10 protein-coding genes are annotated in these 15,778 nt (G+C 71.8%); 2 read left to right on the top strand and 8 right to left on the bottom strand.

What is annotated here, in order from left to right; translation table 11 throughout:
• Positions 1 to 403: 403 nt before the first annotated feature.
• Together ACH4OW_RS36730 and ACH4OW_RS36735 are read left to right on the top strand one after the other, a co-directional pair.
• Positions 404 to 1,396, top strand: coding sequence for a DJ-1/PfpI family protein (locus ACH4OW_RS36730; RefSeq protein ID WP_360138634.1), 993 nt, complete (start codon positions 404 to 406; stop codon positions 1,394 to 1,396).
• Between the two features lie 108 nt (positions 1,397 to 1,504).
• Positions 1,505 to 2,155 (top strand): isochorismatase family protein, encoded by a 651-nt coding sequence (locus ACH4OW_RS36735; protein WP_398032793.1) that lies wholly within the window; start codon positions 1,505 to 1,507, stop codon positions 2,153 to 2,155.
• Between the two features lie 22 nt (positions 2,156 to 2,177).
• On the opposite strand, the gene ACH4OW_RS36740 is transcribed toward ACH4OW_RS36735, so the two are convergent.
• From ACH4OW_RS36740 to ACH4OW_RS36775, 8 genes are all read right to left on the bottom strand, one after another.
• Entirely contained in the window at positions 2,178 to 3,437 is a 1,260-nt protein-coding gene (locus tag ACH4OW_RS36740) for an ABC transporter permease (RefSeq protein ID WP_398032795.1), read from the bottom strand.
• Complete coding sequence (locus tag ACH4OW_RS36745; protein WP_398032798.1) at positions 3,434 to 4,144, bottom strand: ABC transporter ATP-binding protein; 711 nt, start codon at positions 4,142 to 4,144, stop codon at positions 3,434 to 3,436. The genes ACH4OW_RS36740 and ACH4OW_RS36745 overlap by 4 nt, the downstream gene beginning before the upstream one ends.
• Entirely contained in the window at positions 4,141 to 5,367 is a 1,227-nt protein-coding gene (locus ACH4OW_RS36750; RefSeq protein WP_398032800.1) for an HlyD family efflux transporter periplasmic adaptor subunit, read from the bottom strand. Before ACH4OW_RS36750 ends, ACH4OW_RS36745 begins: the two co-directional genes overlap by 4 nt.
• 12 nt (positions 5,368 to 5,379) lie before the next feature.
• On the bottom strand, positions 5,380 to 6,303 hold the full coding sequence (locus ACH4OW_RS36755; protein WP_398032803.1) for a hypothetical protein: 924 nt from the start codon (positions 6,301 to 6,303) through the stop codon (positions 5,380 to 5,382).
• A gap of 101 nt (positions 6,304 to 6,404) precedes the next feature.
• Positions 6,405 to 6,878 (bottom strand): hypothetical protein, encoded by a 474-nt coding sequence (locus tag ACH4OW_RS36760; protein WP_360138653.1) that lies wholly within the window; start codon positions 6,876 to 6,878, stop codon positions 6,405 to 6,407.
• 444 nt (positions 6,879 to 7,322) lie between these two features.
• Complete coding sequence (locus ACH4OW_RS36765; protein ID WP_398032805.1) at positions 7,323 to 8,534, bottom strand: cytochrome P450; 1,212 nt, start codon at positions 8,532 to 8,534, stop codon at positions 7,323 to 7,325.
• Complete coding sequence (locus ACH4OW_RS36770) at positions 8,531 to 15,013, bottom strand: amino acid adenylation domain-containing protein (protein WP_398032807.1); 6,483 nt, start codon at positions 15,011 to 15,013, stop codon at positions 8,531 to 8,533. The genes ACH4OW_RS36765 and ACH4OW_RS36770 overlap by 4 nt, the downstream gene beginning before the upstream one ends.
• Positions 15,014 to 15,281: 268 nt before the next feature.
• Positions 15,282 to 15,725, bottom strand: coding sequence for an NUDIX domain-containing protein (locus ACH4OW_RS36775; protein WP_398032810.1), 444 nt, complete (start codon positions 15,723 to 15,725; stop codon positions 15,282 to 15,284).
• Positions 15,726 to 15,778 lie beyond the last annotated feature (53 nt).

The following is a 15,778-nucleotide window of genomic DNA, read 5'->3' on the forward strand; positions in this document are numbered from 1 at the left end:
TCGCCGGTGCGTTTCGGCCTTTCGGCTTCTTCGCGGTTCCAACCTTACCAGATCCGTTCGGCGTTTCCGCTTTCCGTTTCCGGCCCCTGTTGGAGCGGGTTTATTCGTGCCTTCCGGCGTGATCACTACTTTAGCGGTTTCGCCCGGTGACTCATAATCGAGTCGGTGGTTCGAATTCCGGCATGCCGAAATTGGTCCCGTTCGGGAGTCGTGACAGTAGTGGTTATGCCGCCGGTGCGGCGCGAGGGGCCGCCGCAGAACCGTTACGGCTCCGTGGCAACCCGGAGAACACTACACGAAGGGCCGGGGCCGGGGCGACCGCTCCCCCGCCTGGCGTCGGCGTGTCCGTATGTGACAGGCGAACGTCATTGCCGCCGGGGGTGGCAGCGGTGAGGATCGGTCCATGCCCACTACCCGCCGTGTCGTCATCGCCGTCTTCCCCGATGTCGACCTCCTCGATGTCACCGGCCCGGCCGAGGTCTTCGCGCTGGCCAACCGGGAGACCTCGGGCCGCGCCGGCTACCGGGTCCGCCTTGCCGGACCGGTTGCCGGGGAGGTTCGTACGTCGGCGGGTGTGCGTCTGGTCGCCGACGTGGCCTTCGACGACGTCGGCGATCGGGTGGACACCCTGGTGGTGCCGGGCGCGGTCGACATGACCGACGCGGGGCCCCTCGCCCGTATCGACCCCGATGTCGTGGCGTGGGTGAAGGAGACGGCCTCGCACGCGCGGCGGGTGGCGTCGGTGTGTGTGGGCGCGCACCTGCTGGCCGCGGCCGGGCTGCTGGACGGGGAGACGGCGACCACGCACTGGTCGACCGCCGCCCAGCTCGCCGCCGATCACCCGGGCGTCACCGTCGACCCGGATCCGATCTTCGTCCGTTCCGGCTGCGGCCGGCTGTGGACCGGGGCCGGGATCAGTGCCTGTCTGGATCTGTCGCTGGCCCTGGTGGCGGAGGACCTGGGCGAGGAGGTCGCCTTGGCGGTGGCGCGGCAGCTGGTGATGTATCTGAAGCGGCAGGGCGGTCAGAGTCAGTTCTCGGTACCGCTCAGCCGTCCGGCCGCCGAGCGCCGGGACATCGACGAGCTGCGGCTGTGGATCGCCGATCACCTTGCCGAGGATCTGTCTGCGCCCGTACTGGCGGCCCGGATGTGTCTCAGCGAGCGGCATTTCGCCCGCGTCTTCAAACAGGAGACGGGCAGCAGTCCCGCCGCCTACGTCGAAGCGGCTCGCGTCGAGGTGGCCCGGCGCCTGCTGGAGACCACGGACTGTCCGCTCGAACAGGTCTCGGCCGCGGCCGGGCTCGGTTCGGCGGAGACGTTGCACCGGGCGTTCAGACGGCAGCTCGCCACTACTCCGGGGGCCTACCGCCGCCGCTTCCGTACCCGGGTCGCCTGACCCGACGTAATCCGCTCACATCCCGCATCCCGCATCCGGCCTCCGGCGAGGCGTTGCGCTTCGCCGTGCCTCGAACGATGCGTTATGCCCTAAATGAAAGGTTTTCCGATGCGTACCACTACTCCCTCCACCACCCCGTCCACCACCACCCCGTCCACGACTCTGCGCGACGTGGTGGGACTGGACAGCCGGCCGCCGCGGCTGAGCGAGTCCGTCCTGCTCATGATCGACTTCCAGAACACCTACAGCTCCGGTGTCATGGCCCTGGACGGCGCCGAGCAGGCCCTGGCAGCCGCGGCCCGCCTCCTGGCGCGTGCCCGCGCCGCGGGCACTCCGGTCGTCCACATCGTCAACGACGGTGGCGAGGGCAGCCCCTACGACATCCGCACCCACATCGGCTCCATCAGCGACCAGGTCGCCCCGGTCGGCGGGGAGCCGGTCGTGGTCAAGCAGTTCCCCAACGCCTTCCACGCCACGGAGCTGGAGAAGGTCCTGTCCGACCTCGGCGCCGGGCCCGGCAGCGGCAGCGACCTCGTACTGGCCGGTTTCATGACGCACATGTGCGTCGCCTTCACCGCACAGGGCGCCTTCAACCTCGGCTACCGGCCCACCGTCGTCGCCGAAGCCGCTGCCACCCGCGCCTTGACCGCCCCGGACGGCACCGTTCTTCCCGCCACCGCTCTGCACACCGCCGCCCTGACCACCGTCACCGATCTGTTCGGCCTCGTCGTCCCCACTGCCGACAGCCTGCGCACATGATCGTTGGACGGAGGCCGCGCTGTCAGCGGCGCAGGGCTTCGGCCGGTGGGATGCGGGCGGCGCGCCAGGCCGGGTAGAGACCGGCGAGCAAACCGGTGGCCAGGCCCAGGACAGGCGCGGTGGCGACCGCCAGCGGATCGATGACCGGTGTCCACTGCCGTACGGCGGACACCAGGACCACCGTGAGAGTCCCGGCCGAGGTGCCGATCAGGCCGCCGAAGAGCCCGAGGGCGGCCGATTCGGCGAGGAACTGGGTGGTGATGTGGACGCCGCGGGCGCCCAGGGCGCGGCGCAGGCCGATCTCCCCGGTGCGTTCCATGACCGCGACCAGGGTGGTGTTGGCGATGCCGACGCTGCCGATCACCAGGCACACTCCGGCCAGCAGGAGGAAGAGCTGCCCGAGGTCGTCGCCGACGGCCGAGCGCAGGGCTTTGGGATCGGGGGGCGCGGCGGCCTTGAAGTAGTCGGGGTGTTCGGGGCGCAGCGCGGTGGGTGCCTCGTCGGCGATCTGCCGGGCCGCGCCGAGTTCCGTGGCGACGAGCATGTTCGCCCGCTCGTCGCCGGGCGGGCCCCAGAGGTGTTCGGCGGTGGTGCGGGGCACCAGGACGGACATGAGGAGTTCCGGTTTGCGTTCGAGGTCGTCCACGATGCCGATGACCGTGAAGGCGGTGTCGCCGATGAAGACGGCGGGCCGGGTCTCCACGGTGGTGATGCCCAGGCGGGCGGCGGTCGCGGCACCCAGTACGGCGACGTGTTCGCGGTGGCTGTCGTGGTACGTGTCGAAGGTCCGGCCCTGGGCCAGGGTGGGGCCCGCCGCTTCCAGCATGCCCGGGGAGGCGGCGATCAGCTGGGTCTGGGCGGTGGTTCCGGTGTCACGGGCCGGGGTGGAGCGTACGGTCTGGCCGGCGACGAGGCGGACCTTCCAGTAGACGCCTGCCGCTGTGACGCCGTTGAGCCGGTTCACGCGGGTGTCGGCGTCGGCGGGGAAGGCCAGGGGGACGTGTCCGCTGTCGGTTCCGCCGGTGTCCTGGACGGTGACTTCCGTGGCGGTGAGTTCGCTGAACCGGCCGTCGATCTGGGAGGCGGCGGTGCCCGTCAGGCCGAGCACGGCGATGAAGGAGCCCACGCCCAGGACGGTGCCCAGCGCCGTCAGGGCGGAGCGGGCCGGCCGTTGCAGTACTCCGGCCAGCGCCTCGGAGACCAGGTCGCGCGGGGAGAGCGCCGAGCGGCGGGTGCGGCGCGGTGCAGGGGCCGGGGCGGGGTCGGGTTCCGTCGTGGTCATGAGGCGGTTCCGGTGTGGCGGGCGTCGGCGAGGAGGCCGTCGCGGATGGTGATGGTGCGCTGTCCGCGGGCGGCGACCTGCGCGTCGTGGGTGATCACCACGATGGTCATGCCGTCCCTGTGCAAGGCGTCCAGGAGGTCGAGGATGGCGGCCGCCGTCGCGGAGTCGAGGTTGCCGGTGGGTTCGTCGCACAGGAGGAGGGACGGTCTGGACGCCAATGCCCTTGCGATGGCGACGCGTTGTCGCTCGCCGCCGGAGAGCCGGGTGGGCAGCGCCTCCGTACGGTGTGCCAGTCCCACCCGTTCCAGGGCCTGCGTGGCGCGCTCACGGCGCTCGCGGCGCGGGGTGCGCCGGTAGAGCATGGCCAGTTCCACGTTCTCCCGGGCGCTGCGGTGCGGCAGGAGGTGGAACGCCTGGAAGACGAAGCCGATGCGCGTTCCGCGCAGGCCGGTGCGTTCGGCGTCCTTGACCGCGCCGGCGTCGATGCCGTCGAGCAGGTAGCGTCCCGTGGTCGGCAGGTCCAGCAGGCCCACGATGTTCAAGAAGGTGGACTTGCCCGAGCCGGAAGGGCCGACGACGGTCACGTACTCGCCCCGGCCGATCTCCAGGTCGCACGCGCGGAGCGCCTCCACCGGGGGCGGCCCGGGGTAGGTGAGGCCCACGCCGCGGAATTCCACCACGGGCCGCGTGCCTGGGCGGCCGGTCATCGCCGGGCCTCCTCGGCGCCGCGCCGGGCGCCCACGCCCACCACGACCTGCTCTCCCTCCGCCAGCCTGGCCCCGCCGGCCGGCGCGACCTCGACGACCCCGTCGCCGGACATGCCCACCCGGACCTCCACGCGGCGGTCGCTGCCGTCGGCCTCCCGTACCGTCACGGTGGTGCGCCCGTCGGCGCCGGCGGAGACCGCCGAGGAGGGTACGGACAGGACCTTGCCGTCGGAGGTCGCGGCCGCGATCGTCAGCCGTACGTCCTGGTGCGCCAGGTCCGCGGGAAGGGGCCGGTCCGGCTTGATCTCCACGGTGTAACTGCCGCCGCCCTGCTGCTCCTCGTCCCCGCTCCCGGGCCCGCCCTTGCGGACCGTCGGCGTGCCGGCCACGGAGACGACCTTCCCGACGGCCTGTTGCCCGGTGCTCTCCGCCAGGATGCGGACCTGCCGGCCCGGCTTGACGAGTTCCCGCTCGTGCGGGGCCACCTCGCCGGTGACCAGCAGCGCGCCGGCGGAGAGGGTCATGAGCTTGTCGCCCGCGTCGGCGCCGACCTTGGCCGTGACCGCGTCCACCCTGGCCGGCTGCCCGTTGAGGTACACCACCTCCGACATCGGCACGAGGGCGCCGGCGGCCGGCTCGTAGCCCGCTGCCGCGTACAGCGCCGTCACCGCGCGCCGGGTGCCCGCGCCGAAGCTCCCGGCTTCGTCGGCTCCCGTGGAATGGCCGACCGCGGTCAGCGCGCGTTGCAGCTGCGCCACGTCCTTGCCCCTGGCCCCGGCTTTCAGGTCCCGGTACGCGGGCAACGCCCCCGGCAACGCGAAGACCGGGCGGCCCGAGACCTCCAGCAGGACCCGGCCGGCGGTCACACGGTCACCGGTCTTCGCGTTCACCTTGGTGACCACCGCGCGGCCGGCGTCCTCGCCTGCCGGGTCGCCTGCGGCGACGTCGACGGTCTGCGCTGCGACGACGCTGCCGCGGGTCACGAAGGTGCGGGACAGGGTCTGGCGTTCGACCGGTGCGGTGAGCGTGTCCCGGGGCGGTGGCGCGGTGTCGGCCGCCACTTGGGCGGGGGACTTGACGACCGCGGCGGCTCCCAGCCCCAGTGCGCCGAGCGCGAGGGAACCGGTGACCACGATGACCAGTGCCCGCCGGCGGCCGGCCAGTCCCGTACGGCGCGACCCGGCGCGCTCCCCGGCGGCGGGCCGGGTGGTGTCCTTCGTCATCAGCCGCGTTCCCTATGCCTTTCCGGCGAGGACGGCCAAGACCTTCTTGACCATGGCGTCGCGATTCTTCTTGATCCGGTCCAAATTCTCGGCGTTCTTCTCGATGGCCTGCTGCTGGAGTGCGCTCTCGGCCTCGAACCAGATCCTGGCCACATCGTGCCGCTTACGGCATTCGAGGTCGGCCAGCGCGGTGGATATCTCCAGCTTGCTGACGTCGGGCGAGGAAAAGCGCGGGTCGTCGCTGGCGTCCAGGGGCTCCTTGTAGGAATACCCCTGGTCCTTCATGCACGAAGACCACTTACGGAACACCGCGACGACCTCCGGGGCCTGCTTCGACCGTACGAAGGCGTCGTTGCCGATCCGCTGGGCGGCTTCGGCGAATTCGGTCCCGTCACTGCCGATTTCGTCGCCGGCCTTTCCCGCGCAACCGCCCTTCGGTACGGCCTTGCCGTTGATCTCGGAAGTGCTCCCGCGCAGCGCAGCCCCGGTCGCGCCGTCGCCTTCGGCGCCTTCGTCGAGGGCGCCCGCTTGCATGGCCCTGTCGTAGGCCGCCTGTTCCGCGGCGTCGGGCTTGTATCCGCGCTTCTTCGACAGCGTCACGTCGTGAATTCCGTAACGCCAGTCGGTCAGTGTCTTGGGCCCCACGACCGGGAGGTCCGGCGCCGGGCGCCAGTCGAGGCCCAGATTTTTCATGCAGTCGGCGATCAGCAGGTCCTTTGCCTTCGACGCCTGCTCGTCCTGCCCGTCGGAGGGGATGTACGCCTCGATGGGCAGCGTCCACGTCGCGGGGTCGGCCGCGTCGAAGCTCCTCGCCGACGACGGCTGCGATGCGCCGTCTTCGTGTCCGACCGATGAGCAGCCCGTCGCCGCACCCAGTACCAACGCAGCGGCAAGCGCTGCCCTACCTCTCGACCGCACTCGCAGTGCCTGTCGCACGCCACACTCCATCCGTGCCTGTTTCGCCGCCTCGGGGCACCGCCGCCCCCGCCCCGCGCCGCACAGGGCGGGGGCCGGGGCGGCCGGTGGTCACCGGTCGTTCAGCTCTTCCACTGGAACGACGCGTTGTTGTTGAACGTCTTCTTCAGCCGCATGGACGAGAGCGTGGGCACCTTGTCGACCGCGCCCTTGTAACCACTGTTGTAGTAGACCCAACCGCGGTACTTGGAATGGCTGTTCTCGGCCGCCGTGGAATTGTTCATGATGCTCTGACCGGAGCCGCGTCCCTCGCGGGGGCAGAACGTCAGCGGCCCGGAGGCATTGATCGTCCCGCCCTGCGGTACCGACCCGAGGTTGTACTCCGAATATCCCAGGTTCCGCCATGAACCGTTGAGGCTGGAGCTCCAGTGGAACCTGAACTTGTATTTCGAACCACCGCACGCCAACTCGACGTTGTCCCGGTTCGGGGCCGCCGTGGCCGCGGCACTGAAAGACGTCCACGCAAGCATCGTCGCCGCGCCGAGAGCACACCAGCGGGCACGCTTGCGCGTCCTCGGGCTACCGAGGTTCTTCATATTTGGGGTTCCCCTGCTCATACATCTGCCGAGCTGCGTCGGATAAGGGGCTCGCGTATGACGCACTGGCTCGGTTCGAAAAATGCGAAGCCCGCCCGTCGACCGTAGGCGAATGCACTTTCGCGCTCCACCCAGCAAGAAGGCGTTACACGAACAAAAGGGACATTCAACCGGCCTTTATGGGTGAGCCTCGCCACGGTTGTACGGGAATCAGGATCGATTAAATAAACATCCGGTTGACGGTCGGCGAAGGGTCAGCACAGGGCCTGCCGCCGTCCGCCGGAGCGGGAACCGGACGACCGGCCGCGGATCCATTGGCCGGCCGAGCTGGCTCACGGGCTGCTGAACGATTTGCAGTGCGCCCTGCCCTGAAAGTCGTCCGGCCCTGAAAGTCGCCCGGTCCTGGGAGCGTTCTGCCCTAGGAGCGTTCTGCCCTGAGTGGGCCTACCAAGCGACGGGGAGTGATTCGACGCCGTACTGGGGCGCTAGTTGCCGGAAGCGCAGTTCGTGTGGTGCGGCTGCCAGCCGTAGGTCTGGGAAGCGGTCCAGCAAGCGTGCGAAGGCGGTTCGCAGTGCCATTCGTGCCAGGGAGGCTCCGACGCAGTGGTGGATGCCGTGCCCGAAGGCCAGGTGGGTGGTGTTTTCGCGGGTGATGTCGAGGGTGTCCCGTGGGGCGCCGGGGGCCTCGGCGCGGTTGGCCGCCAGCAGGGAGCACGTCACGACTTGGCCGGCCTTGACCACCCGGCCCGCGAGCGGGACGTCCACGAGGGCGGTGCGGGGCGAGGCCAGCGAGACGACCGCGACGTAGCGCAGCAGTTCCTCCACCGCCCGGTCCATCAGTTCCGGTCGTTCGCGGAGCAGCGTGAGCTGGTCGGGGTGGAGCAGGAGTGCCAGGGTGCCCAGTCCCAGCATCTGGGCGGATCCCTCCAGTGCGGCGGCGATGAAGGACGAGCAGATTCCTGCCAGTTCCTGGTCGGTGACGTCCGTACCGTGTTCGCGGACGAGCATGCTGAGGAGGTCGTCGCCTGGATCGGCGCGTTTCCGTGCCACGATCTTGACCAGGTAGGTGTCGACCGTCTTCGCGGCCACGTCCCTCTTTTTCGTACGGCTGGTGGCGCGGATATCCAGGACGCGCGCCAGGTCGGCCAAGTCGTCGCGTGGCACGCCGAGCAGTCCGCAGATGACCAGGCCCGGTACGGGCCAGGCGAAGTGGCGCATGAGGTCGGCCGGCGGCCCGGCGCTTTCCAGGTCGTCCAGCTGGTCGGCGACGGCCTCCTCGATGACGGGCTCCATCCTGCGCATCCGCCGTACCGTGAACTCCGGCGTGAGCATTTTGCGGAGCCTGGCGTGTTCGGGCAGGTCGTACTGGAGCAGGTTGCCGGGCTGGACCAGCCGCCGGGACTCCTCCGCGCTCGCCGCCGGCGGTCCCGTACTGAACCGGTCCGCGTCGCCGAGGACCGCGCGCACCGCCTCACGGCCGGTGGCGATCCAGTCGTGTCCGCCGGTCCCCTGGGCCTCGACGAGCGGAGTCCGTGCGCTCATCAGGCTCAGTTCGGGGAGGGGGTCGAGTACGTCGCGGCGCTGGTACGCGGGAACTTCTGCCGGTTTTGGACCGTTGCGGCGCCGCCGCGGGGAGGAGTGGTCCGGGTTCGTCATGAGCAGTCACCTACGATGCGTCCGATGTGCGACAGGTGCGCGGTCTGGAGCATGTCGGCGTGGGCGGCGGGGACTTCGTGCGCCGTGATCCGCCCTCCGGTGTAGGGCCGCCAGCTCGCTTCCGCTTCCGGCACGTTCCGGTTCACCGGCCGGTCGCCGGTCGCGACGAAGAGCGTGAGGTCGCCCCGGAAGAAGCGCGGTGTGTGGCGCGCCGCCAAGCGGTGCGCGTTCCGCTGGATCTCCCGCATGTTCGTCACCAGCGGGCCGCTCACACCCTCCGGGTCGCCGTGCCCGCCGTCCGCGTCCCGCTCGCCGTCGAAGAAGGTGCTGCCCGGGGAGTGGGGGTAGCCGTCGAGCACCGCGAGGAGCGCCACCGTCTCGCCCAGTTCTTCCAGCCGGGTGGCGAGTGCCTGGGCGAACAGCCCGCCGACGGACCATCCGAGGAGGTGGTACGGGCCGGAGGGCCGGACGGACCGGATGCGGTCGGCGTAGTCGGCCGCCATGTCCTCGACGCTCCGCGGCAGGGGCTCGGGGCCGGCGAGGCCGCGCGCCTGTATCCCGTAGACCGGCCGGTCCTGCGGGAGATGCTGGAGGATGGCCGCGTAGCCCCAGGCCAGTCCGTTGCCGTGGTGCACGCAGAACAGCGGCGGGCGGCTGCCCTCCGGCCGCAGCGGCAGCAGCACGTCCAGGTCGTCGCGGTTCCGGACGACGCGCAAGGCTGTTGCGGGCCGGTTGTCGTCCCGGTTCCCGCCCGACACGGTGAGCAGCCCGGTTCCGGTCCACTTCGCCTGCTCGCCCGTACGGAGCATCCGCTCGCCGCCGGAGCCGAACGGACAGGCCACGAAGCGCGTGCCGGTCGGTCCGGGTTTCTCCGCGTAGCCGCGTGCCAGCAGGGGCCCCGCGACGTAGAGGTCGCCTGCTACGCCCGCCGGGACCGGGCGCAGCAGGTCGTCCAGCACGAATGCGCGGGTGTGGCGCACTGGCCGCCCGGTGGGTGCTTCGGACGGGAGCAGTTCACCGGGCCCGTTGCGGTGGCTGAGCCACGCGCCGGCCGTCTCCGTCGCGCCATGACTGCTCACCACCGCGACGCCGGGGTGGCGGTTCCGCCATTCGGCCATGTCGTCGACGGTGATCTGGCCGCCGTCCACCACGACGACTTCCGTGAACGGCGGTTGTCCGGGTGCGGGGTCCGCGAGGGCCGCCAGGTGATCGCGGGTGGTGACCAGCCGCCGTACGCCGCCGGGCCCGGCGGGTGGCGGGTCGTCCTGGCCGGGAATGCCCAGTCGGACGCCGCCTCCGGCGCAGAGGGCCTCCAGCAGCGGCGTGACCAGCGCGGTGGCGGGAGCGCGTATGTCCAGCATCGTGCCGTGCTCCGTCGGGGAGGTGTCAGCCCGGTGTGCCGCGTGGCCGGCCAGGGCACGGTGTTCGACGACCGTCCGGTGTTCGACGACCGCTCCGGCCGGTTCCCCTGCGTCGAGCACGAGCGCCGCGTGGCCGGGCGACGGCGCGCGACCGGTCACGGCCGTACGCGGCGCACCGTCCGCCCCGTCCGCCCCGGCCGGCGCGCCGTCGAGCCGCACGACCGGGACCGCGGTGCCGGAGGGCAGCAGACCGGCCTCGGCCGTGGTGCAGACCAGCGCGGCGGGCCGGGTCCTGCGCGGGCCGGAGACCGCTCCGTTCAAGGGCCTGGCCGGGTCGGCGAAGTGGCAGGCGGCGCCGGCCTTGAGCACGCCGAGCAGCGCCACTGCCCACCTGGCACCGGGCGGCAGCATCACGACGACGACGTCCTCCGGCCCGACCCCGTGCCCGGCCAGCCGGTGGGCGAGCAGGCCGGCCGCGGCGTCCAGCGCGCGGTACGTGAGCGCACCGTCCCGGTCTTCGACGGCGACGGCCTCGGGTGTACGGGCGGTCCGTCCGGCCAGCAGGTCGAGCACGGTACCGGCCGGTGCCGGTGCCGCCGTCTCGTTGCCGGCCGTCACGAGCCTGCGGTGCTCGGCCGGGCCGAGCAGGATGTCCACCTCGCTCAGCCGCAGCCCGGGCTCGGCTGCCACCTGCTCCAGGACGCGGATGAGCCGGTTCGCGAGTGCGGTGGCGGTGGACCGGTCGAAGAGTTCCGTGGCGTAGCGCAGGAAGCCGTCGATTCCGGCCGGGCTGCCGTCACCCTCCTGCCGCTCGGTGAGGCTGAACGACAGGTCCGTCCCGGACGTTGCGGTGTCGAGTGGGAGGCGGGTGGTGCGCAGGCCCGGCAGGCCCGAGGTGTTCCACGCCTCGGCTACATCGTCCCGTACGTGGAGCAGGACTTGGAACAGGGGGTGCGCTGCCGACGGGGGCGCCGGCAACGCCGCCACGACCCGTTCGAACGGCACATCCTGGTGTGCGTAAGCGGACTGGGCGGTCTCCCGCACCCGGACGAGCAGATCGGCGAACGTGGGGTCGCCGGAGGTGTCCGTACGCAGCGCCAGCCGGTCGGTGAAGGGGCCCACCATGCCGTTCAGGTCCGCTTCCTCGTCCTGCGGTGACACCAGCGTACCGAGCGTGATGTCCGTCCCCGCGCCCAGCCGGGTGAGCAGCAGCGCGAGGGCGGCGTGCACCGCCATGGAGGCCGTGGCGCCGTGCTCCTCGGCGGTCTCCAGCAGCTGGTCGTGCGCCTCTGCGCCGAGTTCCAGCGGCACCGGGTCCGTACGGTGGGACGGCCGCTCCGGACGCCTGCGGTCGGCGGGCAGGGTGGTGATCGCCGCGTCGGCCAGGGTGTTCTTCCAGTAGGCCAGCTGCTCGCCGACCAGGCTGTCCGCCTCCTGCTCGCCCCGGAGCAGCTCCCTCTCCCACAGCGCGTAATCGGCGAACTGCAAGGGCAGGGGCGCCCGTTCCGACACCCGGCCCTTGCGCCGGGCGCCGTACGCCACGGCCAAGTCGCGTACGAGGACGTCCATCGACGCGTCGTCGGCGGCGATGCGGTGCACGACGAGTAGCAGGACGTGTTCGGTGTCCGAGAGGGCGAACAGGTACGGCGCCCAGGGCGGCTGCCGCGTGAGGTCGAACGGGTGCCGGGCGGCGGTGGCCAGCAGGTCCGGCAGCTCCGCCTCGGCCGCCGGTGTCACGGTGAGCACGGGACGGCCGGCGTCGGCGTCCAGGACGTGTTGGCGTACGTCGTCGCCGCTGGTGCCGGGGAAGACCGTCCGCAGGAGGTCGTGGCGGGCGGCGAGGTCTGCGAGCGCGGCCTCCAGCACGGCCGGGTCCAGTTCACCGGCCAGGCGGAGCGCGAGCGTGATCCGCTGGTCGGCCGCCTCGTCCCCGTGCTCGCGCCGGGCCCGCTGCCAGGTACGCAGCTGGTTGGCCGAGAGGGGGACGGCGTCCGGGTGCTCGACCGGACGCAGTTCCGGGCGCGCCTTCGACTCCATGAGCCGGGCCACGCCGACGGGTGTGGGCGCGCCGAAGAACTGACGCATGTTCAGTTCGGCGCCCAGCTCGGTCCTGATCCGGGCGGCCAGGCGCATCGCCAGGGTCGAGTTGCCGCCCAGGTCGAAGAAGTTGTCGTCCGCGCCCACGTTCCCGATGTCGAGGGCCTCGGCGAACAGGGCGCAGAGGAGCTTCTCCGTCCCGGTCTCCGGAGCGCGCCCGGAGGCCCGCCCGGCGAAGTCGGGCGCCGGCAGCGCGGCCCGGTCCAGCTTGCCGTTGGCGGTGAGCGGCAGCGCCTCCAGCAGCATGACCGCGGCCGGGATCAGGTAGTCCGGCAGTGTCCCGGCCAGGTGCTCGTGCAGGCGGCGTTGGTCGAGCTCCGGTACGCCGGGGACGACGTATCCCACCAGGTGGGTGTCGCCCGGCCGGTCCGTGCGCGCCACGACTGCGGCCTGGGCCACGTCCGGGTGCGCGGCGAGGACGGATGCGACCTCGCCCGGCTCGACGCGGAACCCGCGGATCTTGACCTGCTCGTCCGCCCGCCCGGCGAACCGCAGCTGCCCCTCGGCCGTCCACTGCGCCAGGTCGCCCGAACGGTACATGCGCGCGCCCGGTACGAAGGGGCAGGCCACGAACCGCTCGGCGGTCAGTCCCTGGCGGCCCGTGTAGCCGCGGGCCAGGCCGGGGCCGGCGATGTAGAGTTCGCCGACCGTGCCGACGGGAGCCGGCTTGAGGAAGTCGTCCAGGACGAAGACGCGTACGTTGCCGATCGGGCGGCCGATGGCGGGCGGGGCGTCCTGCGCGGTGATGTCCGCGTCGAGGAGGGTGGCCGTGGTGATCACGGTGGCCTCGGTCGGTCCGTAGGTGTTCCACACCCGGGCCCTGGCCCGCCACCGGGCCGCCAGGTCCGCGGTCAGCCGCTCCGCGCCCAGCACCCAGTTCCGCACGCCGGGAACGGCGGCGGGGTCCAGCACGCCGAGGAGTGCGGGAACCACGCTGGCCACCCGCACACCGGCCGTACGGATCAGCTCGGCCAGCGCATCGGGCTCCGTACGCTCCGCGCCGGAGGCGATCGCGAGGGTGCCGCCCGCGCCCAGGGTGACCGCCACGTCCAGGACCGCGGCGTCGAAACTGAACGAGGCGAACTGCAACGCCGTCACGCCGGCGGCCACGCCCAGCACCGGCCGCATCGTTTCTGCCAGGTTGGCCACACCGCCGTGGGACACCGCCACGCCCTTGGGCCGCCCCGTGGAACCCGACGTGTAGATCACATACGCCAACTGCCCTGCCGGCAACGTGTTTTCGAGCGGACCGGCCGACTGGTCACCGATATCCCGCGCCGCCTCGTCCAGCAGCACCACCTCCGCTGCCCCGCCCGCCACCACCGGCGCGGTCCCGGAAGTCGCCAGCACCACCGACGCGCCGCTGTCCCCCACCATGAACGCGAGCCGGTCGACGGGATACCCGGGATCCAGCGGCACGTACGCACCGCCCGCCTTCCACACCGCCAGCAGCGCCACGACCATCTCCACCCCACGCGGCAGACACAGCCCCACCCGCGACTCACGCGCCACACCCAAACCCCTCAGATACCGCGCCAGCCGATTCGCCCGCCCCGCCAACTCCCCGTACGTCACCGCCTCCTTGCCGCACCGCACCGCCACCACTCCAGGCGACCGCTCCGCCTGCTCCTCGAACAGGTCCACCACCGTGTCCCGGGACACCGGCCGCGCGGTGTCGTTCCACTCGCTCACCACGCGGGAGCGTTCGGTCTCGTCCAGTACGTCGATGGCGCCGACCCGGGCCGCCGGATCGGCCACCATCTGCTCCAGTACCCGGACCAGCCGGTCGAGGAGGGACTGAACGGCGGCCCGGTCGAACAGGTCGGGCTGGTAGTCGATCGCGCAGTTCATCCGCTCGCCCGGCGTCAGCAGCAGCGTGAGCGGATAGTGCGCGGTTTCCTGCCCGCCCACCATCCTGATGGCGAAGGAGCCCGGGTCGGGCGCCCCGGCCGGGGGCCGCGGGTAGTTCTCGTACACGACGAGCGTGTCGAAGAGCGCGCCGGGGCCGGCGGCCTTCTGGATCTCCGGCAGCCCGAGGTGCTGGTGCGCCATCAGCGCGGACTGGCGTTCCTGAAGCCCCGCCAGCATGTCCAGCACCGGCCGGCCGCCGTCGAGGCACACCCGTACCGGGATCGTGTTCATGGTGAGGCCGACCATCGACTCGACCGCCGGCAGTTCGGCGGGGCGCCCGGCGGAGGTGGCGCCGAACACCACGTCGCGGCGTCCGGTCAGCCGGGCCAGCACCAGCGCCCACGCGCCCTGCACCACCGTGTTCACCGTCAGCTCCCGGCCACGGGCCAGCCGCTCCAGGGCCCGGGACAGCCCGGCGGGCAGGTCGGTGCCCAGGTTTCCGGAGGCGTCGGTCGTCCTGGCCGGGTCGGCCGGTACGACGAGCGTGGGCTCGTCGACGCCCGCCAGCGCCGCCCGCCAGGCGGCCCGCGCCGCCTCCTTGTCCTGCCGGTTCAGCCACGCCAGGTACTCCCGGTACGACGTCGTCGGCGGCAGTCCTGCGGTGCTGCCGCCCGCCGCGTAGACCGTGCGCATCTCGTTGACCAGTACCGGCAGGGACCAGCCGTCCATCAGGATGTGGTGGTGGGTGAGCACCAGCCGGTGCCGCTCCGTACCGAGCCGGACGAGCAGCAGGCGCAGCAACGGGGGAACCGCCAGGTCGAACCGCTCCGTCCGCTCCCGGTCGGCCAGGCGGCCCAGCTCGGCGAGGGCGTCGGCCTCCGCCCTGCCGGAGAGATCCGCTTCCTGCCACGGCAGGGCGACCTTCCGCACGACGACCTGGAACGGCTCCCCCGACTTCCGCCGCCGGAACCCGGTCCGCAGCGCGGCGTGCCTGGCCAGCAGCGCTTCCCACGACGTGTGCAAACGGTCCGCGTCCAAGGGGCCGACCAGCTCCAGCGTGCGCTGTCCCTGGTAGGTGTCCGGTCCCTCGCCGTCAAAGGTGGAATGGAACAGCATGCCCTCCTGCAACGGCGACAGCGGCCACACGTCTTCCACGCGGGACTGGGTCATCGGCTCTTTCTCCTTACAACGGATCGTCCGGAAGGGCCGCTCAGAGCCGTAGGAAAGGCGGCGGGCGGCGTGCGCGTCAGGCCGCCCGGCGCCGCCGGGCGGACCACCGGGCCCGCCAGTCCCGGTCATGCCCCATGGAAACCCAAGCCACCGCGATCACCAAAGCTGTCCAACCTCACCGGGTACGGAAACCGGACCGTCCAACCGGCTCACTTTTCGCCTTGGACACCCGAAGGCACACCCGGCCCCGACGGCCGCACCGCCCCTGTCAACTGCCCTTGAGCAGCCGGTACCAGGCGGCGATGGAGCGCTTGTAGCCGTCGGGCATGGTCAGATCCGGGACCTCGGCGGCGGTGAACAGGCCGATCTGCCGGTGTTCGTGGCTCAGTACGGGTGTCCGGTCGGGTGTGCGGACCGTGCAGCCGTAGGTGACGATCAGAACCCGGCGTCCGGGAACCGGTTCGTAGATCCACACTCCGCCGTCGACGAGCGGCCCGGCGGTGATCCTCCACCCGGTCTCTTCCAGCACTTCCCGTTCGACGGCTTCTTCGGGGGTGCGGTCGCCGGGCGCGCCACCGGTGGAGCCGCGCTCCAGCCGCCCTCCTGGCAATTCCCATTCCCCGCGCTCGTTCTTCAGCAGCAGGACCCGGCGCCGGGCGTCGAGGGCGACGGCCTTGACGGAGACGGGCCAAGCGGGAGATGTGTACGCCATCGCGGCCCTCGTCGGGCGAGAAAGGGCAAGAGGGAAAGCCCACCTCTTGCCAC

The sequence above is a fragment of the Streptomyces sp. NPDC017056 genome, from assembly GCF_044332485.1.
In the GTDB taxonomy this organism is placed as follows: domain Bacteria; phylum Actinomycetota; class Actinomycetes; order Streptomycetales; family Streptomycetaceae; genus Streptomyces.